The following is a 20,733-nucleotide window of genomic DNA, read 5'->3' as shown; positions in this document are numbered from 1 at the left end:
CTGGCACACTTCATGCATCAGCAAGATTGACCACATCACCAACACCAGGAACAAGAATATGATTCGCGACACCTCACACCAGGACCAAGTGATCGCCCCTCCGGCCAGCCGCTTCCCGCGCCGCAAGGTGCTGCTGCTGGTGGTCGGGCTCGCGCTGGCTGCGGCTGGCTATGGCCTGCTGAAAAGCTGGAGCGGCAGCGAGCAATCGGTCAGCGCCGCCCGCCTGCGCATCGGCGAAGTCACGCGCGGCACCCTGATCCGCGATGCCGCCGTCAACGGCCGCATCGTGGCCGCCGTCAGTCCGACCCTGTACTCGACCTCCACCTCCACGGTCGAACTGAAAGTGCACGCTGGCGACACCGTCAAGAAAGGCCAGGTGCTGGCCGTGCTGGAATCGCCCGACCTGACCGACGAACTGAAAAAGGAACAGACGCTGTTCAACGAACTGCAGGCCGAAGTGGCGCGCCAGCAGATCCTGGCCCGCAAGCAGAAGCTGGCCGCCCAGCGCGAAGCCGACACCGCGGAAATCGAGCGCGTATCCGCCATGCGCACCCTGCAGCGCTACGAAAGCGTGTCGACCGAAGGCATCATCGCCAAGATCGACATGCAGAAAGCCAAGGACGCCGTGGCCGCCGCCGACATCCGCGCCAGGCACACCAAGCAGGCCGCCGAACTGGAAGGCGACAACGTCTCGCTGGAGCTGAAGACCAAGACCGCGCAGATGGAGCGCCAGAAGCTGTCGCTTGCCAACGCCCAGCGCCGCGTCGACGAGCTGACCGTGCGCGCGCCGGTGGATGGCTTCATCGGCACCCTGTCGGTGGCCAACCGCAGCGTGGTGCAGGCCAATACGCCGCTCATGACGCTGGTTGACCTGTCGCAGCTCGAAGTGGAACTGGAAGTGCCGGAATCCTACGTCAACGACCTGGGCCTGGGCATGACCGCCGAAATCGAAGTGGCCGGCGCCAAGACCAAGGGCAAGCTGTCGGCCCTGTCGCCGGAAGTGGTGAAGAACCAGGTGCTGGCGCGCGTGCGCTTCGACAAGCAGCCGGAAGGCCTGCGCCAGAGCCAGCGCGTAGCGGCGCGCCTGCTGATCGACGAGAAGCCGAACGTGCTGATGGTGCAGCGCGGTCCTTTCGTCGAGTCGGAAGGCGGCCGCTATGTCTACCTGCTGCAGGACGGCATCGCCGTGCGCACCCCGGTGCAGCTTGGCGCCACCAGCGTGGCCGCCGTGGAAATCGTAAACGGATTGAAACAAGGCGACAAGATCGTGATCGCCGGTACCGAAAACTTCGAGAACGCCAAGCGCGTCTCGATCAACAAATAACCCCCTACGGAGAGGCAAACCATGCTGCGCATGAATAACCTGAGCAAAGTCTATCGCACCCACATGATCGAAACCCACGCGCTGCGCGGCTTCGAAATCGAAGTCAAGCAGGGCGAGTTCGTCACCGTCACCGGCCCCTCCGGTTCCGGCAAGACCAGCTTCCTGAACATTGCAGGCCTGCTGGAAGACTTCACCAGCGGCGACTACGTCCTGGACGGCATCAACGTCAAGGGCATGGACGACAACGCCCGCTCGCGCCTGCGCAACGAGAAACTGGGCTTCATCTTCCAGGGCTTCAACCTGATTCCCGACCTGAGCCTGTTCGACAACGTCGACGTGCCGCTGCGCTACCGCGGCTTCAATGCCGCCGAACGGAAGGAGCGCATCGAAGACGCGCTGGCCAAGGTCGGCCTGGCTTCGCGCATGCGCCATTACCCGGCCGAACTGTCCGGCGGCCAGCAGCAGCGCGTGGCCATCGCCCGCGCCCTGGCCGGCTCGCCCAAGCTGCTGCTGGCCGACGAACCGACCGGCAACCTGGATACCCAGATGGCGCGCGGCGTGATGGAACTGCTGGAAGAAATCAACGCCGAAGGCACCACCATCCTGATGGTGACCCACGACCCGGAACTGGCCCAGCGCACCCAGCGCAACGTCCACATCATCGACGGCCAGGTGTCCGACCTGGTGCGCAAATCGCCGTCGCTGGTGGTCGCCAAGGAGGCCTGAGATGATCCAGTACTATTTCCTGCTGGGCGTGCGCAGCCTGCGCCGCAACCCGGTCCTGACCGCGCTGATGGTGCTGATCCTGGCGGTCGGCGTGGCCGCCAGCGTGTCGACCCTGACCATCCTGCACGTGATGTCGGGCGACCCGATCCCGCACAAGAGCGAGCGCCTGATCGTGCCGCTGGTCGACAACGGACCGCTCAAGGGCTACACCCCGGGCGAGCGTGAAGGCGACGAGATGTCCTACCGCGACGCCGTCAACCTGCTCGCTTCCGGCCAGGGCGACCGCCGCACCGCCGTCCGCGGCGTAGACGGCACCATCGAACCGGCGCGCAAGGACCTGCCGGTGTTCACCACCGAAGGCCTGTCGCCGACGCGCGACTTCTTCGCCATGTTTGAAGTCCCCTTCGTGCACGGCGGGCCGTGGAGCGAAGCGGACGACAAGTCCGGCGCCGACGTGATGGTCCTGAGCGGCAAGCTGGCCGAACGCCTGTTCGGCAATGCCAACCCGGTCGGCCAGCGCGTGCGCTTCCGCGGCTTCGACTACGCCGTGGTCGGCGTGTACGGCAACTGGAAGCCGGTGCCGCGCTACCACCGCATCATCGGCGGCCCCGGCGCCTTCGGCGACGAGGACGAGTTCTACATCCCCTTCCACAACGCGATCCGTCACGAAATGGGACAGAACGGCAATATGAACTGCAGCAGCGACCGCGGCCCCGGCTACCAGGCCCTGCTCGATTCGGAATGCATCTGGATCCAGTTCTGGTTCGAACTGCATTCGGCATCCGACCGCCCGCAACTGCAGGCCTGGCTGGACGCCTACGCCGCCGAACAGCGCAAGCTGGGACGCCTGCAACGCAACGCGCCGAACAAGCTGTTCAACGTGATGGAATGGCTGGAAGAACAGAAAGTGGTCGGCAAGGACAGCCGCCTGTCGGCCATGCTGGCCTTCGGCTTCCTGCTGCTTTGCCTGGTCAACACCATCGGCCTGCTGCTGGCCAAGTTCTCTGTGCGCGCACCGGAAGTCGGCGTGCGGCGCGCCCTGGGCGCCTCGCGCAAGGAAATCTTCACCCAGTTCCTGATCGAGAGCGCCGTGGTCGGCCTGGCCGGCGGCATCCTCGGCCTGGTGCTGGCACTGGGCGCGCTGGCCCTGATCGGCAGCATCTCCGAGCAGATCGCCGTCACCACGCATATGGACTGGATGATGCTGCTGGTGACCTTCGTCATGTCCGTCAGCGCCGCCATGCTGGCCGGGCTGCTGCCGACCTGGCGCGCCTGCCAGGTCACCCCGGCCCTGCAACTGAAATCGCAGTGAGGATAACCATGGAAATCAAACCAATCTTTTCCGCGCTGATGCGCTCCAAGACCGGCCCGATCCTGGTGGCCGTGCAAGTGGCGCTCAGCCTCGCCATCCTGGCCAACGCCATGCACATCGTCAGCGTGCGCCAGGCTGTCGCCGCGCGCCCGACCGGCATCGCCAATGAAGAAGAAGTGTTCAACCTGCGCGTGAAACCGCTCACCCCGGGCGGCCATGAACAGCAGCTGGCGAACCAGAAAGCGCAGGCGGCGGCCTTGCGCGCCGTGCCTGGCATCGTTTCGGTGGCCGACACCAACCAGATCACGCTGTCCAACTCCGGCAACTACAACAGCGTGGCCGCCAGCCGCGAGCAGGAGCGCAGCAACGCCAGCCCGTCCATGTACGTGACGCCGGACTCGCTGGTCAAGACCTGGGGCCTGAAGATCGTCGACGGCCGCGATTTCACCCCGCAGGATGCGCCGGAAATCGACCAGAACACCAGCAAGGCCTTCCCCACCGTGGCCCTGATCACCAAAGCCACCGGCCAGAAGGTGTGGCCGGACGCGCCCAGCTTTGTCGGCAAGAAGATGTACTACGGCACCGGCGCCGAGGCGCGCGAAGTGACGGTGGTGGGCGTGATCGACACGCTGCAGACCCCGTCCGCCGCCATGGGCCAGGACGGCGAAATGTCGACCATGGTACCGGCCCGCATCACGGGCAGCTCGCGCTCGCTGTACACCCTGCGCGCCGAGCCGGGCCAGCGCGACCGCGCCATGAAGGATGCCGAGGAAGCGATCCGCAAGCTGCATAACGGCCAAGTGGTGGTACGCACCACCACCCAGTCCGAAGAGCGCGTCAAGCGCTACCGCGCCGACAACGCGCTGTGCTGGATGCTGATCACTGTCAGCGTGCTGCTGATGGTGGTGACCGCCAGCGGCATCGTCGGCATGGCCAGCCTGTGGGTCACGCAGCGCCGCAAGCAGATTGGCGTACGGCGGGCGCTTGGGGCGCGCAAGCTCGACATCCTGCGCTACTTCGTCACTGAGAACCTGATGATCACCACTACCGGGATTGTCGGCGGCCTGCTTGGCGCGCTGGCCTTGAACCAGTTGCTGGTATCAAAGCTGGAGCTGGCGCGCTTGCCCGCCGAGTATATGGTGGTTGGCGCGCTGGCTTCCTGGGCGCTCGGCATCGCCGCCGTGTACGGGCCGGCGTGGCGCGCAGCTTCCATCTCGCCGGCGCTGGCGACCCGTTCGGCCTAAACCGGTAAACCAGGGTCTGCCCCACAGGGTCAGACCCTGTCAGCCCGCCTGCCGATGGTTTGGGTTTTGCGCCTTTGATCTTCGTCGAAAGTCAAGATCTTCCAACCCAACCGCCGACCTCAAAACCGTTCGGGGTCAGACCCTTGGGTCTGACCCGGTTTACCGGTTTTCATGTATCCTGCCAAAATGCCAACCGTACTGATCATCGACGACAACGCCGCAGTCGCAGTCGCCCTCGAAGTCCTGTTCTCGCTGCACGACATCGAAGCGCTGCACGCAGCATCCCCGGAAGAAGGCCTCGCCCTGCTCGACCAGCGCAGCGCCAGCATCGACCTGGTAGTGCAGGACATGAACTTCAGCGCCGACACCACCTCCGGCGAAGAAGGCGTGGAACTGTTCCGCGCCATCCGCAAGCGCCACCCCGACCTGCCGGTAATCCTGCTGACCGCCTGGACCCACCTCGACGCCGCCGTCGACCTGATCAAGGCCGGCGCCGCCGACTACCTGTCCAAGCCTTGGGACGACAAGCGCCTGATCGCCACCGTACGCAACCTGCTGGAACTGGGCCAGGCCAACCGCGCCCTCAACCAGCACCGCAGCGACGAACTGCGCCAGCGCCGCGAACTGGAACGCTTCAAGCTGCACAATATGGTCTGGAACGACCCCGCCACCGAGCGTGTAATATCGCTCGCCTGCCAGGTCGCGCGCGCCGACGTGCCAGTGCTGATCACCGGCCCGAACGGCACCGGCAAGGAGCGCATCGCCGAAATCATCCAGGCCAATTCCGCCGTGCGCGAAGGCCCCTTCGTGGTGCTGAACTGCGGCGCCCTGCCCGCCGAGCTGATCGAGGCCGAACTGTTCGGCGCCGACGCCGGCGCCTACACCGGCGCCTCCAAAGCCCGTGAGGGCAAGTTTGAAGCCGCCGACGGCGGCACCCTGTTCCTCGACGAGATCGGCAACCTGCCGCTGGCAGGCCAGATGAAGCTGCTGCGCGTGCTGGAAACCGGCCGCTTCGAACGACTCGGTTCCAACCGCGAACGCCAGGTGAAGGTACGCGTGGTCAGCGCAACGAATGCCGACCTGCCCGCCATGATCCGCGCCGGCACCTTCCGCGAAGACCTGTACTACCGCCTGAACGTGATTGAACTGCGCCTGCCGCCGCTGGCCGAACGCCCCGGCGACATCCTGCCGCTGGCGCGCCACTTCCTCGGCCAGGAACGGCAATTGCGCCCCGACGCCGAAGCCGCCCTGCTGGCGCACGGCTGGCCCGGCAACGTACGCGAGCTGAAGAACGTGATGGCACGCGCCAGCCTGCTGGCGCAAGGCGACGCCATCACCGTCCCCGACCTCGGCCTTCCAGCGAACACCATGAACGGCCACGGCGCGCTAACGAGTCCCGAGCAGGAACCCGACCGCGACGCCATCGTCAGCGCCCTGCAGCGCGCCAGCGGCGTGGTCGCCCAGGCCGCCGCCGAGCTTGGCCTCTCGCGCCAAGCCCTCTACCGCCGCATGGAACGCCTCGGCATCGCCCGCCCATGAGCCGCCCTCCACTACGGCCCAGCCCGTGTCACACCATGGGGTCACACCCCAAAGGTGACACGACCCCATCTGGTGCGCAGACGAGCCCGTGTCACACTTGGGGTGTGACCCCAGGGTGTGACACGAGCACGACCGTATAAGCTATGCGCCTTTCGCTTTTGACTCTGTGGTCGGCGTTGGTGGGGACGCTGACGGCGACGGGAATCCTGATTGCGCTTGGGCTGGACCAGCTCTTGCCGAAGCATCCAACCATCGTGCTTGGCATTTCACTGCTGTGCCTGGTACCGCTGGCGGTGATTACCATCCGCGCCCAGCTGCAGCGCCAGCTTTCCCTGTATCGCGCGCTGACCGGCACCGTTGCCAGCTACCGCGATGGCGACTTTTCCTTCAGCCTGCACTGGCCGCAGAACGATGAATTGAGCGACCTGGTAGCCGCTCACAACGAACTGGGGCAGGTGCTGCGCGAGCAGCGTCTTGGCCTGGTGCAGCGCGAGCTCCTGCTCGACACCATGGTCCAGCACACGCCGGTCGCCATGCTGCTGGTTACCGACAACGATGCCATCGTGTTCGGCAACCTGGCGGCGCGCCAGCTGGTCAACGAGGGCCGCAAGCTAGAGGGCATGCGCCTGGCGGAGTTGCTGGCGCGCGTGCAGCCGGCCCTGCGCGAAGCCCTGGGCCGCGGCGGCGATGGCCTGTTTACCATTGGCGACAGCGAGGAGGAAGAAGTCTTCCACCTTGCACGGCGCAGCTTCAGCCTGAATGGCCGTCCGCACGAACTGCTGTTGCTGCGCCAGCTCACGCAGGAACTGCGCCGCCAGGAAGTCCAGACATGGAAGAAGGTGATCCGCGTTATCAGCCATGAATTGAACAACTCGCTGGCCCCCCTGACTTCGTTGGCCCATTCGGGCAGCGAACTGGTGCGGCGCGGCCAGACCGAGCGCTTGCCGCAAATCCTGGCCACCATCGAGGAACGCACACGCCACCTCGAGGGCTTCATCCTCGGTTACGCCCGCTTCGCCAAGCTGCCCACGCCGCGGCTTGAACAGCAGGACTGGGGCGCCTTCCTGGCCGCCTTGTCCGACCAGGTGCAATTCAAGCTGCATGGCGAAGTGCCGGCCGAAGCGCACGCCTTCGACGCCGCGCAGATGGAGCAAGCCTTGCTCAACCTGCTGAAGAATGCCCACGAATCCGGTTCACCGCCGGAGGAAGTCGGCCTCGAGCTGCGCCGCCAGCAAGGCATGCTGCGCATCGAAGTGCAGGACCGCGGCCCCGGCATGAGCGAGGCGGTGCTGGCCAACGCCCTGGTGCCATTCTATTCCACCAAGCGCAGCGGCACCGGCCTCGGCCTGGCGCTGGCGCGCGAGATCGCCGAAGCCCATGGTGGCCGCATCGCGCTGGCCAACCGCGATGGTGGCGGTCTTGCGGTGGCAATCATCCTTCCGCTTTGATGTAGATCAAACAGTAGCGGTGCGGCCTACCTTGGAATGTGCAGGCGCCTCGCCTGCGCTTTCAGGAGAACACCATGAAGACAGCCATGGGTATGCTGCTTGCACTGGCCGCCACGGCGGTGCAGGCCGACAACGTTGTTACCAACGTCAACCTCGGCGGCAGCGCCACCGAACTTTCCGCCGCTTTCGGCGTGACCCACCTGGAACAGGGAGCCTTCTCTGATACCTTCTATTTCTCGCCCAGCGCCGGCACCTATTCGGTCGATGCCAGCCTGGTGACCCTGGGCTTCAGCCCGAACACCGATGTCACCTTCACCGCCGCCTACGTCAATGGCAACGCCTTGAGCCTGATCGGTCCGGGTCTCTTCGAATACGGTTTCCTGTTGCCGACCGTGATCTCGGGTCCACTGGAACTGAGTGTCTTCGGCTACGTGAATTTTGAAGACACCAGTTTCACGCCCGCCTCGGCCAGCTACTCGGGAACGCTGAACATCAGCGCGGTGCCGGAGCCGGACGCATATGCCCTGCTGCTGGCGGGGCTCGGCGTGGCCGGCGCAGCGGCCTGCAGGCGCCGCCGGGAAGCTTGAGCGCCGGGCTGGTAAACTTACGGCCATGACTTCCCGTAGATTCGACCAGCCTGGTTTTCCTCCCGCCACCATCACCGAGTTCGAAGGTGTCCGTTCACTGCACCTGGGTACGTCCTGGGTGCAGGGCGCCATGCGCCTGTCCAAGCCCGACATGATCGAGCTTGAATACGTGCGCATGATGATGATGTGGACGCTATTCATTCCCGCTCCCCGCCATATTGTCCAGCTCGGCCTGGGCAGCGCGGCCCTGACCAAGTTCAGCTACCGCCAATTCCCCAAGGCGCGCGTCACCGCCATTGAACTCAATCCGAACGTGATTGCAATTTGCGAAGAGAAGTTCGGCCTGCCGCCGAACGACGAGCGGCTCGAGGTGCGCCAGATGAATGCCATGGACTTCGTGCTCGACCGGCGCAACCATGGCACGGTGGACGTGCTGCAAGTCGACCTGTACGACGAGGAAGCGCGCGGCCCGGTGCTCGATACGCCTGAGTTCTACCAGGCTTGCTTCGACTGCCTGGGCCCGGACGGCATCATGACCACCAATGTATTTGGCGATTTCGACAATTACGCCAAGAACCTGCAGCACATGGAACTGGTGTTCGACGCGGTGGTGTGGCTGCCGGAAGTGCACGACGCCAACATCGTGGTGATTGCTTTCAAGCGTTCGCCATCGATCGATTTCTCACTGTTGTACGATCGCGCCAACCAAATCAGGAAATCGCTTAACCTGAATGCCCGTCCCTGGGTGGACGGCATGCGCGACTGGATGGCCAACGCGTAGTATAGCTACATGCGCGCGCGTTTCCTGTTTAAATAGTTGAAGATTATCAAGTAGTTACTAAATTTAACTGGTAGTACGCAACAGTCGTCACGGCGGGATTGCCCGGCGTCTTTCAGTGGTTTATATTGCGGGGCCTGTGGTTTCAGGCAAGAAACAATATTGTCATAAAGACCAAGAGTTGCCGCAATGTCCGAAGCATTCCTAAAACAGCGAGAAGAATTCAGCGAATACTCGATGAGCCGCATCGGCGTATCGCGTGAAATGTTCGATGCCTTCAATCGCATTCTCGCCCCGCACGTGGTCGAGGTACATTTCCGCAAGGGCGAATACCTGCAGCGCGCGGGCGTGCCGGCCAGCGTGGCTTACTGGCTTTACCGCGGCGTGGCGCGGCGCGGCATGATCACGCAGGATGGCGCCGATGTGACGATGGCGTTTTCGGCGGAAGGCGATACCTGCGGATCGCACCACGACTTGCTGGCGGCCCAGGACGGCCAGCCGGCCCAGGAATTCATCATTGCGGAGACCCCGGTGACGGCGATCCGCGTGGAATGGGCCACCATGGCCCGCCTGCGCGAAGAGCACAGCATCATGCGCGAGTACTACCTGAAGGTGTCGGAGCACTCGATCCGCCGCTATTCGCAAAGCTGCCTGGTGCGCAGCATGACGTCCGCCAACTGCCGCCTGGCGGCTTTCCGCGAGCAATACCCGGGACTGGAGCAGCGCATTTCGCAGAAATCGCTGGCCTCCTTCCTGGGCATTACGCCGCAATACATGTCCACCCTGCTGCGCCAGGAGCAGCAGGAGCGCTAGGCGGCTTCCTGTTCGCGGCGCATGAGCTGCGACAGGTAGGCTGGCGTGATCTGCAGGTAGGATGCCAGCACCTTCTGCGAAATCCGGCGTTCCAGGTTCGGATACTCTTCCCTGAAATTGGCCAGGCGCTCTTCGGCGCTCGAAGCGGTGTGCGTGATGAAGCGGCGCGCCTGGCTGCATACGGCAAACTCCAGCAGGCGCGTCATGTAGGCGGTCAGCACCGGGTGCTGGCTGCGCGCCACGCTCATTTGCTCCCAGTCGAATCGGAAACCCTGCACCGAGGTCTCGGCCACGATGAAGGAACGCGCCGGCAGCTCGCCGCGGAACTCCAGCAAGTCTTCATAGGCGTTCGCGATATGGCTCTCGGTGGCGAAGCGCATCGTGACTTCATTGCCGCTTTCGCTGACATAGCCCACGCGGGCCACGCCGCCGGTCAGCCAGAAGACGTCGCGCGAGGCTTGGCCAACGCGCTGCAGCAGCTCGCCGCGGCGCACCGAAAACGGCACGGCCAGGGGTGCGATGCACTGGCTGGTTTCGTCAAACAGTTGTTCGTCGACGGCGTAGCGCGCCATCATGTCGGCCTTGAAATTCTGCCGCAGCTTCAGGAAATGTTGATTCATTGCGCCCCAGTATTCGTTTTTTGTTTTTGACTACATCTGGTCAGGCCAGATTTACTTCATTCTAAAAACAAGCGGCGCAGGTTTTCGATCAACTATTTGAACTTTCGGTAAAAATTTTCGTAGGCCGTTAAATGAATGACACCGGCCAGGCGCTTGACCAGCGCATCTACCCCGGCGGGATCGACCTGGCCATAGCCCAGGGCCAGTCCGCGCCAGCTGCATTGGCCGGCCACGGCGTGCACGCTGAGGGCGTTGGCAATCATGCCTTCCTGCTCGAGGGCGCGGCGGCTGATCTCCACGTCGGACAGGCGCGGGTCTTCCCAGCGCAGCGCAAGGTGCATGCCGGCCGAGGCGCCCTGTACGCTGGCGATGCTGCCAAGGTGCCTGTCCAGCGCTTCCACCAGGGCGTCGCGCCGTTCGCGATAGACGCGGCGCATGCGGCGCAGGTGCAGGGCGAACTGGCCGCTGCGCAGGAATTCGGCCAGTGCCAGCTGGTCGGCGGCGCGCCCGCGCGAGGCCGATTGCTGGCGCATGGTCGCCAGCGGCCGCACCAGCCACGGCGGCACCACCAGGTAGCCGATGCGCAGCCCGGGGAACATGGTCTTGCTGAAGGTACCGCAGTACAGCACCGGGGCGTCCGGCTGCAAGCCTTGCATCGATGCCAGCGGCGGGCCGTCGTGGCGGAATTCGCTGTCGTAATCGTCTTCGATGATCAGGGCCCCGCAGGCGCGTGCGCCGTCGATCAGGGCCATGCGGCGCGCCAGCGACAGCACGGTGCCGGTCGGGTACTGGTGCGAAGGGGTGGTGTAGATCAGGCGCGGCGGGCGCTCCTTCCAGTCTTCGGAGCGCGGGGCGATGCCTTCCTCGTCGACCTCGATCGGCTCCAGCTTCAGGCTGGCGGCGCGGAAGGCGGCCATGGCGCCGCCGTAGCCGGGGTTTTCCATCCACAGCGTTTCGCCGGCGTCGGCGCAGGCGCGTCCGCACAGGTCAAGGCTGCTCTGGCTGCCGTCCGTGATGAACACTTGCGCCGCTTCGCAGATCACGCCGCGCGAGGCGCGCAGGTAGTCGGCGATGGCTTCGCGCAGCACCGGTTCGCCGCACGGGTCGCCGTAATTCAGCTTGTCGGTGGGCAGCGAACGCCAGGCGCGCTCCAGCAACCGGCGCCACAGGCCGATCGGGAAGCTTGGCAGGTCGGGAACGCCCGGCACGAAGGGCGTGCCGCTGGCGGCAGAAGCGGTGCTGTGGCGCAGGTTCTGCGCCCGCTGCGACAGGCCCTTGTGCGGGACCACCACGCTGGCTTGCTGCTGCCGGGCAGGCGCCACGGCGGCAACAATGGTGCCGCTGCGGTCGGTCACCACATAGCCTTCGCTGGTGAGCTGCTCGTAGGCGTACAGCACCGTGTTGCGCGCCACGCCCAGTTCCGCTGCCAGCGCGCGGGTGGCAACCAGGCGCGTGCCGGGAGCCAGCGTGCCGTCGCGGATGGCAGAGCGCAGGCATTCGTGCAGCAGGCGTTGGCGCGGCCAGCCGTGGTGGCCATGGCTGGCGGTGAAGTTCGAGATCAGCAGCGAGTAGTCCAATCGTGGCTCCATGGTTTTGCATAGCCCTGGACCTGTTACAGGGGCCAGCAGGACATTATAGTCCGATGCCATGAATACAACACCTCCCCCATCCGACCGCACCCGCGTGCGACGTGGCGCCGCCAACGCCGCCTATGAACCCGACCTTGTGCGCGCCATCGTCGATGCCGCCTACATTTGCCATATCGCCTTCAGCGACGGGCAGTGCACGCACTGCATCCCGACCGCCTGCTGGCGCGAAGGCGACCACCTGTACATCCATGGCTCCAACGGTAGCCGCATGCTGAAGCAATTGATGGCGCAGGATGCCTGCGTCACCATCACCCACCTGGACGGCCTGGTTCTGGCGCGATCGGCCTTCAACCATACGATGAACTATCGCTCGGTAATGATCTACGGCCGCTTCGAAGCGGTCGACGAGACGGAGCAGCGCCGCACGCTGGATGCCTTCATGGATCATCTGGCGCCGGGCCGCCGCCTCGAGGTCCGCGGCGGCAACGACAAGGAACATGCTGCCACCACAGTGCTGCGGATCCCGCTGGCGGAAGCGGCGTGCAAGGTGCGCAGCGGCGGGCCAAACGACGACGAGGAAGACATGGGCATCGCTGCCTGGGCGGGCGAACTGCCGTTCGTGCAATGGCGCACCGTGCCGGTCACCGATCCGGAGTGCAAGGCCGCGGCGCCGGCTTATGTGCGGGACTGGGCTAGCGAACCTTGAGTTTCAACAGCCGCTTGTCCGGCGGCGGCCAGTCGAGCCGCATGCCGCGCAGGGTTTCCAGCAGCAGGCGGGCAACGACTTCGTTGCGATAGCGTTTTGAATCCGAGGGGACCACGTACCACGGCGCATGGCCGGCGTCGGTCTCCGTAATCGCATCCTCGTAGGCTTTCTGGTAGTTCTTCCAAAGTTCGCGCTGCTTCAGGTCTTCGGGGTCGAACTTCCAGTGCTTGTGCGGATCGTCCACTCGCTCCTGCAGGCGTTCTTTTTGCTCATCCTTTGAAATGTGCAGGAACAGCTTGACGATGGTGGTGCCGCTTTCGGCCAGCATGCGTTCGAAGTCGCGAATCTGGGCATAGCGACGCTTGCATTCCTGCGGCGTGATCTTGCCGAGAACGCGCGTGATCAGCACGTCTTCGTAATGGCTGCGGTTGAAGACCGCGATCTCGCCGGCTTTGGGTACTTCGCGGTGGATGCGCCACAGGAAGTCGTGCGCGGCTTCGATCTCGGTCGGCGCGCGGAAACCCACGGCGCGCAAGCCCATCGGGTTGATTTTGCTGAACAGGTGGCGCACGGTGCCGTCCTTGCCGGAGGTATCCGTGCCCTGCAACACGATCAACAGCTTGCGTTTGCGCTCGGCGTACAACATCTCCTGCAGGTCGGAGATGTCGTCCAACATCTTGTCCAGCATTTCCCGATCGGGCTTGCTGTCCGATTTCGCATCCTTGTCGCGTAGGCGCAGGCCCGGCCTGGCACGGAATTCGTCGATCGCTTTCATGCGATGACATTAGCACAGCTTGCGGTTCAGCGGCGTTCACGCCACCACAGGAGCAACAAGCAGAGGGCAAACGCAAGGCCAGGCATCCAACGCGGCACTGCAATAGGCCACGGTTGCGGTTCGCCGGTACGCAGCGTGGCCGCATCGACCGCACCCAGTCCGGCAATCGGCTGTGCACTGCGGCTAACGTAACGGGCAGTCGCGTCATGCCGCAGCGCAGCCTGCCATGCCGGCCAGTCTTGCGCAGCGTACACGTAGACTGCGCTTTCCGCCTGGCCGGTGCGTACCGGTAGCCAGCCAGCACCGCGCGGCCACAGTGCAACGCACGCCGAATCCGCGCGCTCGCTGCGGGCCTGCCAGTGCAGGGCCTCCTGCCCCACCGTGACAGCGCCGCCCGTCGCCACGCCTTGCGCGCAAATTTCAGTGCGCAAGCCTGGCAGCGGCATTGGGTCGGCATCAAGCCAGCGCAATTTCTGTTCGCTGCCCGACGCGGCAAAGTCGATCACTTGCTGCCACCACTGGCCGAGAGCCGCCGGCTCGCTGATGGCGTGCCGGTGCCAGTCGCGAACGCCCAGCCACAGGATGCGGCCTTTTTGCCAGTCTCGCTGCCACAACCAGGGTTTGCCGTCCTTGTCGCGCGCGACGGGCTGCCAGGCGCCGCTGGCCATCGGCGTTTGTGCGCCGGGAGCGAACGCCAGGGTGGCGCCTGCGAATGGTAGGTGGCGCGTATCTTCCTGCTCCGTGGTGGCCGATTGCGCCGACAGCTTCAATCCAGTCTCGCGCTGCCACAACGCTGCATCGTCTGCATTGCCGCCAAGGACCAGCAGCGGCAAGCCTTGAGCAACCTGCGCCAGCGCACCACGCAGTCCGCCGCGTTCAAGCCAGGCGGCATCGGCTACCAGCATGTTGGGATGCGTCAGCGGTGCGCGTGCTTCTTCGTTGCGCGTCAGCGATTTGCCAAGCGTGGTTTGCCAATCGACGATGGCGTTGGAGTCCGTCAACAACTGGTACAGCACGCGCGCGTCAAAGGACGGAGCGCCAAAGCGGCCCTGCACCTGCAAGGGGACGGCGTCCAGAACCCGCAGCGGCACCGGGCCTTGCGCAGCGGTCTTTCCATCCTTGTCGAGCAGGCGCGCCTGCAAGACCATCGATTCAGCCAAGGGCGGTTGCCATTGCACGGTCAAGGTGTCTGCCGCAGCCGCGGCGCGCGATTCAGCCAGCACCTGGCCATTTTCAGCCAGCAGCTGCAAGCGCCAGCCCACCTGCGGGGCATCGCGCCGCACGGTCAGCGCGAAACTGCGGCCGAGCGGCAGGGAGCGTGGAAAGTCCAACCAAAGCAGGCCGTCCTGTGCCGGCTTCCACTGGATAGGGCGTACGGGCATGTCACGCCATTGCGCCTCGTACAGGCCCTGGCCCTGCACTTCCACAGGGGTATCGCGAAGCGCCGACGGCATCTGTGCCAGCGCCTCCGCCAACCGATCGTCCGGTGCCGCTGGCGAAGCACTTGCTGTCGCCAGGACTATTGGCTGCGCACCGCCAGCAGGAGCAGCCGGGGCGGCAAGCAGGGTCGCCAGCGAGGCGCCGGCCGCCAGGCCCAAGGCAGCGTCTATCCAGCGCTTCTTGCGTGAGTACAGCAAGGCGCTTGCCGTGCCGGCCAAAACCGCACCACCGTACAGGAAGTTGATATCCACGTTCACGGCGCGCCCTTCCCTTGCAATGCCTGGCCAAACCTTGTCTGCGCTTGCGGGCGTGCCTGCAACAGCACTGCCGGCTGCTGCACGGTCGCACGCAGCCAGGCACGCAACTGGGCACGGCATGACTGGCAACCACCAGCCACATCCTGCACGGCGGCTTGCGCCGACAGGCGTTGTTCCTCATCCTTGATGCGGGCAACTGCTTCGCGCGCAGCCTTGGTCCACAGTGAGGGCAGCGCGCCATCTCCGCCGAGGGCCTGCACCAGTTCGCGCACATCGGCCGGCACGAATTCGCTGGCCGTGCCTTGCGCGCGGCGGTAGCTGGCCGCGCCAGTCATCTCACCGCTCATGCGCTTTTCTTCCTTGATGGCCGGCGGCACGAAGGCTGTGCGGTGCAGGTAGACGCGTTCCGCCTGCTGCAGTTCCTTGATCGCCCCAAGCGCTTTGTACTCCGGCGGCAAGGCCGGTTTGGGTGCAATGGCGCGAAGCTGCTTTTCGGCGTCCCACATCGCCCGCAATGCGCGGCGCAGGACTTCCTTGGTGGCCGGATCGAAGATGGTGGCGTTGCCTTCCTGGTCATGGGCGTGGCCGAACTGGGCGGCAACATTACCCGTGCCGAAACCACCCGGGCCCTGGGTACCGGCGCCGCCGTGCTCATGACCATCGCCGTCGCCGTGTTCTTCATCGCCGAACAGGGAAGACTCCTCGCCAAGAAATTGGCCATAACGCAAGCGCAGCTTGGCCTGGTCGCCGGCGATCTTCTCGCTGCGGGCGCGCAGGTCTGCGGTGCCAAGGCGCGGCGAGTCGGCCACCAGTTGTTCGGTGTCGATGATGATCTGGCGCTGGCTGCGCAGGTTTTCCGGTTTCACCATCGATGGCAGGGCAGTCGACTCGAGTGCCTCACCTTGCTGGCCCGGCAAGCGCAGCGTGTAGGTTGGCGATTGTGAAATATGCGGGACCGGGGCGTTGTCGCTGGCGCGCACGAAGAAATACAGTTCGTCACCGGGCTCCATGCCGAGCTCTTTCAGCATCCATTGCTTGTTCCAGCTGCGCTTGCGCGGATCGGACGAAACGGGAAGCGGGGCTTCCTTGTCGGTGAAGCGGATGTTTTCGCCGCTTCCGCGCGCGAGGGTCATATGCAGGGTTGCTTTGACGATCGCGTAGTCGTCGCTGACGCTGACGTTGACCTGTGCGCTTTGGGCGTCGGGCTTCAGTACGCTGACCGATTCGTTCGGCGCGGCGATGGCGACTTGCGGGGCCTGGTCAGGTGTGACGCGGATTGTGTAGCGCTGGCTGGCGTTATGGCGGCTGCGCCAGAAGATGGAATCGCTTGCGGTCCATTCGGCGCAGCGGCCCGCCGCCGCCTGCAAATTCTGGCCGTCGCCAAGCTCAATGACGGCATCGGCGTTGACGGCGCACCAGCGCACTTTACTGTGCTGGGGAATCTGCAGGTCGCGCGGGACGCCTTCACTTGGCTTCACGCCGGTGTACGACGGAGGCTCGGCGTGAAGGCTTATGCCGGCTGCGGCGATGCCGGCCTGCGCTGCCGGACCGGCGCCTGTGGGCGGCGCGTACTGCGGGCTATGCGCTGCTGCATAGGCCCATGCAGCGGCGGCGGCCACTACTGCCAGGGCAAGCGGAATCGCATTGAAGCGGGCTTTCTGGTTTGCGATGCCGCGCAAGCGTTCATCGTCGAGTGCTTGCTCGATACGGGCAAGCAGGCGATTGCGTTGCAGCTCGCCAAGCGGCGTGTTCGGGGCAGCAGCCAGGATTGCACTACTGTCTTCAAGTTCGGGAACCGCGTCGTTCAGCCACGACGGCAATTGTTCTTCCACTCGCTTGCGCCAGAATGCGAGGTCGATTGCGCCCCAGAGCATCACCGCGGCAGCCAACACCAGGGGAGCGGTAAGGGTAAGCGTCTTTGCGGCGCCGAATGCTCCAGCGACTATCGCTGCAGCCAATGCAGCCACCGGCAGCAGCGGCACAAGCCAACTCGCGATGCGGCGGCGGATCAGAGCTTGCAGCATGCGTTGACGCACGCTGGCCAGGTGGTCAGCGGCGGCGGGCATGGGTGAGCATCCTTTCGATTGCGAACAGCGCCAGCAAGGCCAGCGCCAGCCATTCGGGTGAACGGGCCAGCGGTGCTGCTAGCGGGTCCTTGCGTCCGGCCTTCAGGGAGTGCGCGGGCATTGGGTAAGGTGACATTTGCGCCGTTGCTGCTTGCCAGCGCTCGTAAAGTGCGCGGGCTGCCTCGACGTCTTGCAATGGCCATTGCGGGGCGGTCCAGGCGAGGCCCTGCGGGGTTTGCGTTTCCCCGTTAGTGGCGGCGGTGCGCCACCAGAGGGGGGCCTTCCAGGAGGTCGGCGGTTCGTTGCCTGGAAGGTCCCAGACTATCAGCTCAGTGTCTGTTGTTGGCGAGTCGGAGAGGACGTAGAGATTGACGCCGTCGGCGGCGGTGCTGAAGGCAGCAAACAACGCTTGCCAGCGAGGCAGGCGCTCAGCTGGCGCGGACACGACGATGTGGCGCTTGCGGGGCGTCGCAGGCGTCGCGGCGGCAGCGACTGGCGGCTGGGCGGCCGTGGCGGAAGGAGCGAGGCGAAGCTCTGCTGCGTGGGCCAGGCGCGGGGGAAGCGCGGGCATGGCGGCGCGCGAGGCGAGGATGAGGAAGCGTGCATCGGGACGCCATTCGTGTTCGTTACGGGCCAGCCAGTTCCACAGGTCGGCGGGCAGCGGCTCGCGGGCAGCGCCGCCCATGCCAGCCGACTGCACCTGCTGGGCAGCCCACGGCGAGGATTCGAGCGACGGGTCGATGAACACCGTGTCGCCCTTCCACGGCATGACAAGCACTGCCAGCCAGGCGATCAGCACAACCAGCAATGCCATCCGCACCAGCAGGAGCAACACGTCCGACCAGCGCAGCACGCGCTGTTGTTGCGGCGCTGCTGCGGGCAGGAAGCGCGCAGTGGCGAGAATGTCGGTGCGCGTGCGCTCGCGCTTGCGCATATGCCACCACACCGGCAGCAAAAGCACCGGCAAGGCAAGCCACCAGAAAGGCTGCATGCTGGTCATGGCCTGCGCGCCTCCGGATTCCTCAACCATGCCCGCAGGACTTCGCCCAAAGTTTGTTCAATCTGCGCTTCGCATAACGGCACGTCATGCTGGCGACATGCGGTGCGCACGGCACCGAAGTGGGAGTCAAGCGCCTTGCGGTAATTGTCGCGGTCGGCGCGGGTAAAGCTATGCAGGCGAGCGCCCTCCTCCGGATCGCGATAGGCGTGGCCGGCAGCGAAATCCGCTTCGACTTCGGCTTCGGTGCGCAAGGCCAGCAGGCGCACGTCATGCCGCATATGACGCAAGCGCACCACCGCCTCGCTTAGCGGCGACGGCCAGTCCAAAGCGTCCGTTGCAGCGAACACCATGCTTTGCGAACGCGCGAAGTGCAGGCTTGCGCGCAGGGTTTCGGTATCCGGCAGCCCGCCGGACGGCGTGGCGCGTTGCAGGGCCGCCAGCACGCGTTGCAGATGGCGCGGACCGCGCGAAGCTTGCGTGAATTCGACCTTTCCGTTAGAGAGCACCAGCAGCCCGAAGGCATCGCCCTGGCGCTGCGCAATGGCCGCCACGCAAGCCAGCGCCGTGCGCGCATACCAGTACTTGCTCAAGCCATCGACACGCCGGCTTGGCTCTGCCATCGAGGCGGTCGCATCCAGCACCAGCCAGGTCGCGACATGACTGTCGCGCTCCGCCTCGCGCACATAATAGCGGTCGGCGCGCGCCAGCAGCTTCCAGTCGACACGCCGCCATTCGTCGCCGGGCGCGTACGCACGGTACTCGGAGAACTCCACACCGGCGCCGCGTTCGCGGCCCGCATGAATGCCATGGCCGAGGCCCGCCAGCACATGGCGGATCACCAGCTCAAGGTCGGCGGAGTGCGCCAGCAGCGCGGGTGTTTCCAGCATGCTTATTCGGGCTTGATTGCGTCGCGCAGTGCGGCCAGGATGCCGGCAATCGCAATGCCGTCAGCTTCCGCTTCGAAATTGCGCAGGACACGGTGCGCCAGCACCGGCAGCAGCATGTGGCCGATGTCCTCGCGGGTGACCGCCAGGCGGCCCTGCATCAATGCACGCGCCTTGGAGGCCAGCACCAAGGCCTGGCCCGCGCGCGGTCCTGCGCCCCAGCCGACGTGCTTTTTCACCGCTTCGACGCTCGTCTCGCGGGGACGGGTGGCTCGCACCAGGCGCGTTGCGTAGCGCAGCAGGTGCTCGCCGATTTCGATATCGCGCACCAGCGCCTGCAGGCGCAGCAAGGTTTCCACATCCATCGCCGGCTCCGCATCCTTCAAGCCGGCGTGCGTGGTGGCCGATACCATCGCGATTTCTTCGTCTTCCGTGGGGTAACCGACATCGATATGCAGCAGGAAGCGGTCCAGCTGCGCTTCAGGCAGCGGATAGGTGCCTGCCTGCTCGATCGGATTCTGCGTCGCCAGCACGAAGAATGGGCGCGGCAGCTTATGCGTCTGGCCGGCGAAGGTCACCGAGCGTTCCTGCATCGCTTCCAGCAGCGCCGATTGCGTCTTCGGCGGCGCGCGGTTGATTTCGTCCGCCAGCAGCACTTGCGTGAACACCGGCCCTTGCTGGAAACGGAACTCGCGCTTGCGCGTCGCATGGTCCTCTTCCAGGATCTCGGTACCGACGATATCGGACGGCATCAGGTCCGGCGTGAACTGCACGCGGCGGAATTCCATGTCGGTGGCCTGCGCCAGCGACTTCACCAGCAGCGTCTTGCCCAGGCCCGGCACGCCTTCCACCAGCGCATGGCCGCCGGCCAGCAGGCAGATGACCAGCGAGTCGATTACCTCTTCCTGGCCGATGATGACGCGACCCATGCTCGCCTTCAGTGCCTTCACCTTGGCGTGCAGTACGCCGATCTCGTTTTCGCTCCAGCCGCTTTCAGCCACGGTCATGCTCCCAACGCGTATTGAATGATGTTGACTGCGAAGCGCGTGTTGTCGATTGCCAGCCAGCGCTTGTTGCGGAAGTCGTAATCCCACTCGCAGCCATAGTCCTTATTGCTATACAAAAGCCTGATGCGGCCGCCGAATTCCACGGCCTTCAGGTAGTCGTGCACCAGGTCGTCGCCCCAGCCATTCAACTCCATCCCGGTATTCGGCGGTCCGTCGAATTTGAAGAACGCGGAATACAGCGGGTGGCTGTTGGGAATCTTGTGCAGTGCTTTCGGGCCGAAGATGCGGGCCACTTCCGCCTCGAACGATTTCGCAAACAAGCCGTCGATGTCGTGGTTGCAGTCGTCCACGAAAACAAAGCCGCCGCCACGCACGTAGCGCTCGAAGTTCTTGCGCTCGGCAGGCGTGAACTGCACCAGCTTATGGCCGGCCAGGTAGCAGAACGGCGCCTCCAGCATCTTCGGATCGGACAGCGCGACGATGCGTTCAACGGGATCAACCTTCAGGGTCGTGTATTCGACCAGGGAGTTGAGCACATTGCTCGGCATGCGGATATCGACATCCCAGTCGCCCGACTCGTAAGTCAGGCGCGTGAAGTAGAAATCGTAGGCGGGCATT

The 20,733-nt window shown here is 64.9% G+C and carries 19 protein-coding genes; 10 read left to right on the top strand and 9 right to left on the bottom strand.

Translation table 11 applies throughout. From position 1 onward, the window contains the following. Positions 1-58 precede the first annotated feature (58 nt). The 9 genes from ACN9MU_RS04145 to ACN9MU_RS04105 all read left to right on the top strand — a co-directional run bounded on the left by ACN9MU_RS04145 (position 59) and on the right by ACN9MU_RS04105 (position 9,771). A complete protein-coding gene (locus ACN9MU_RS04145; protein ID WP_426167732.1) occupies positions 59-1,324 on the top strand; it encodes an efflux RND transporter periplasmic adaptor subunit in 1,266 nt (421 codons plus the stop codon). A gap of 21 nt (positions 1,325-1,345) precedes the next feature. Beyond that, complete coding sequence (locus tag ACN9MU_RS04140; protein WP_057261435.1) at positions 1,346-2,050, top strand: ABC transporter ATP-binding protein; 705 nt, start codon at positions 1,346-1,348, stop codon at positions 2,048-2,050. Between the two features lies 1 nt (position 2,051). Next, positions 2,052-3,362, top strand: coding sequence for an ABC transporter permease (locus ACN9MU_RS04135; protein WP_426320662.1), 1,311 nt, complete (start codon positions 2,052-2,054; stop codon positions 3,360-3,362). 8 nt (positions 3,363-3,370) lie between these two features. Then, positions 3,371-4,606 (top strand): ABC transporter permease, encoded by a 1,236-nt coding sequence (locus ACN9MU_RS04130; RefSeq protein ID WP_426167727.1) that lies wholly within the window; start codon positions 3,371-3,373, stop codon positions 4,604-4,606. Between the two features lie 186 nt (positions 4,607-4,792). Continuing rightward, positions 4,793-6,145: a sigma-54-dependent transcriptional regulator gene (locus ACN9MU_RS04125; protein ID WP_426344207.1), complete on the top strand. Its 1,353-nt coding sequence runs from the start codon at positions 4,793-4,795 to the stop codon at positions 6,143-6,145. A gap of 143 nt (positions 6,146-6,288) precedes the next feature. Continuing rightward, entirely contained in the window at positions 6,289-7,593 is a 1,305-nt protein-coding gene (locus ACN9MU_RS04120) for a sensor histidine kinase (RefSeq protein WP_426344206.1), read from the top strand. Between the two features lie 74 nt (positions 7,594-7,667). Further along, complete coding sequence (locus ACN9MU_RS04115) at positions 7,668-8,180, top strand: FxDxF family PEP-CTERM protein (RefSeq protein ID WP_426344205.1); 513 nt, start codon at positions 7,668-7,670, stop codon at positions 8,178-8,180. A 25-nt stretch (positions 8,181-8,205) separates the two neighbouring features. Further along, positions 8,206-8,961, top strand: a complete 756-nt coding sequence (locus tag ACN9MU_RS04110; protein WP_426167719.1) for a spermidine synthase — start codon at positions 8,206-8,208, stop codon at positions 8,959-8,961. Positions 8,962-9,147: 186 nt separating this feature from the next. Continuing rightward, positions 9,148-9,771, top strand: a complete 624-nt coding sequence (locus tag ACN9MU_RS04105) for a Crp/Fnr family transcriptional regulator (protein ID WP_426344204.1) — start codon at positions 9,148-9,150, stop codon at positions 9,769-9,771. Here the strand turns inward: ACN9MU_RS04105 and ACN9MU_RS04100 are convergent. Together ACN9MU_RS04100 and ACN9MU_RS04095 are read right to left on the bottom strand one after the other, a co-directional pair. Then, entirely contained in the window at positions 9,768-10,391 is a 624-nt protein-coding gene (locus tag ACN9MU_RS04100; RefSeq protein ID WP_426167715.1) for a Crp/Fnr family transcriptional regulator, read from the bottom strand. The genes ACN9MU_RS04105 and ACN9MU_RS04100 overlap by 4 nt on opposite strands. 92 nt (positions 10,392-10,483) lie before the next feature. Beyond that, the gene (locus ACN9MU_RS04095) at positions 10,484-11,968 is read right to left on the bottom strand and encodes a PLP-dependent aminotransferase family protein (RefSeq protein WP_426344868.1); all 1,485 of its coding nucleotides are present in this window, start codon (positions 11,966-11,968) and stop codon (positions 10,484-10,486) included. A gap of 70 nt (positions 11,969-12,038) precedes the next feature. Between ACN9MU_RS04095 and ACN9MU_RS04090 the strand changes: the two genes are divergently transcribed. Then, positions 12,039-12,686: a pyridoxamine 5'-phosphate oxidase family protein gene (locus ACN9MU_RS04090; RefSeq protein ID WP_426344203.1), complete on the top strand. Its 648-nt coding sequence runs from the start codon at positions 12,039-12,041 to the stop codon at positions 12,684-12,686. Here ACN9MU_RS04090 and ACN9MU_RS04085 read toward each other — a convergent pair. From ACN9MU_RS04085 to ACN9MU_RS04055, 7 genes are read right to left on the bottom strand one after another with little or no spacing between them, the layout of a single operon-like run. Further along, positions 12,673-13,461 carry a PPK2 family polyphosphate kinase gene (locus ACN9MU_RS04085; RefSeq protein ID WP_426167711.1) on the bottom strand — a complete coding sequence of 263 codons (789 nt, stop codon included), beginning with the start codon at positions 13,459-13,461 and terminating at the stop codon, positions 12,673-12,675. The two genes, ACN9MU_RS04090 and ACN9MU_RS04085, sit on opposite strands and share 14 nt — an antisense overlap. A gap of 26 nt (positions 13,462-13,487) precedes the next feature. Beyond that, positions 13,488-15,158 carry a hypothetical protein gene (locus ACN9MU_RS04080; RefSeq protein ID WP_426344202.1) on the bottom strand — a complete coding sequence of 557 codons (1,671 nt, stop codon included), beginning with the start codon at positions 15,156-15,158 and terminating at the stop codon, positions 13,488-13,490. Then, complete coding sequence (locus tag ACN9MU_RS04075; protein ID WP_426344201.1) at positions 15,155-17,224, bottom strand: hypothetical protein; 2,070 nt, start codon at positions 17,222-17,224, stop codon at positions 15,155-15,157. Before ACN9MU_RS04075 ends, ACN9MU_RS04080 begins: the two co-directional genes overlap by 4 nt. Beyond that, entirely contained in the window at positions 17,208-18,224 is a 1,017-nt protein-coding gene (locus tag ACN9MU_RS04070; protein WP_426344200.1) for a hypothetical protein, read from the bottom strand. Before ACN9MU_RS04070 ends, ACN9MU_RS04075 begins: the two co-directional genes overlap by 17 nt. Continuing rightward, positions 18,221-19,111 carry a DUF58 domain-containing protein gene (locus ACN9MU_RS04065; RefSeq protein WP_426320647.1) on the bottom strand — a complete coding sequence of 297 codons (891 nt, stop codon included), beginning with the start codon at positions 19,109-19,111 and terminating at the stop codon, positions 18,221-18,223. Before ACN9MU_RS04065 ends, ACN9MU_RS04070 begins: the two co-directional genes overlap by 4 nt. Positions 19,112-19,113: 2 nt before the next feature. Continuing rightward, the gene (locus ACN9MU_RS04060) at positions 19,114-20,115 is read right to left on the bottom strand and encodes an AAA family ATPase (protein ID WP_426320645.1); all 1,002 of its coding nucleotides are present in this window, start codon (positions 20,113-20,115) and stop codon (positions 19,114-19,116) included. After that, positions 20,112-20,732, bottom strand: coding sequence for a DUF4159 domain-containing protein (locus ACN9MU_RS04055; RefSeq protein WP_426167699.1), 621 nt, complete (start codon positions 20,730-20,732; stop codon positions 20,112-20,114). The genes ACN9MU_RS04060 and ACN9MU_RS04055 overlap by 4 nt, the downstream gene beginning before the upstream one ends. Position 20,733: the final 1 nt, after the last annotated feature.

This window comes from Pseudoduganella sp. R-32 (genome assembly GCF_049913245.1).
Classification (GTDB): domain Bacteria; phylum Pseudomonadota; class Gammaproteobacteria; order Burkholderiales; family Burkholderiaceae_D; genus Rugamonas.
This window is presented reverse-complemented; position numbering and strand designations above follow the sequence as displayed.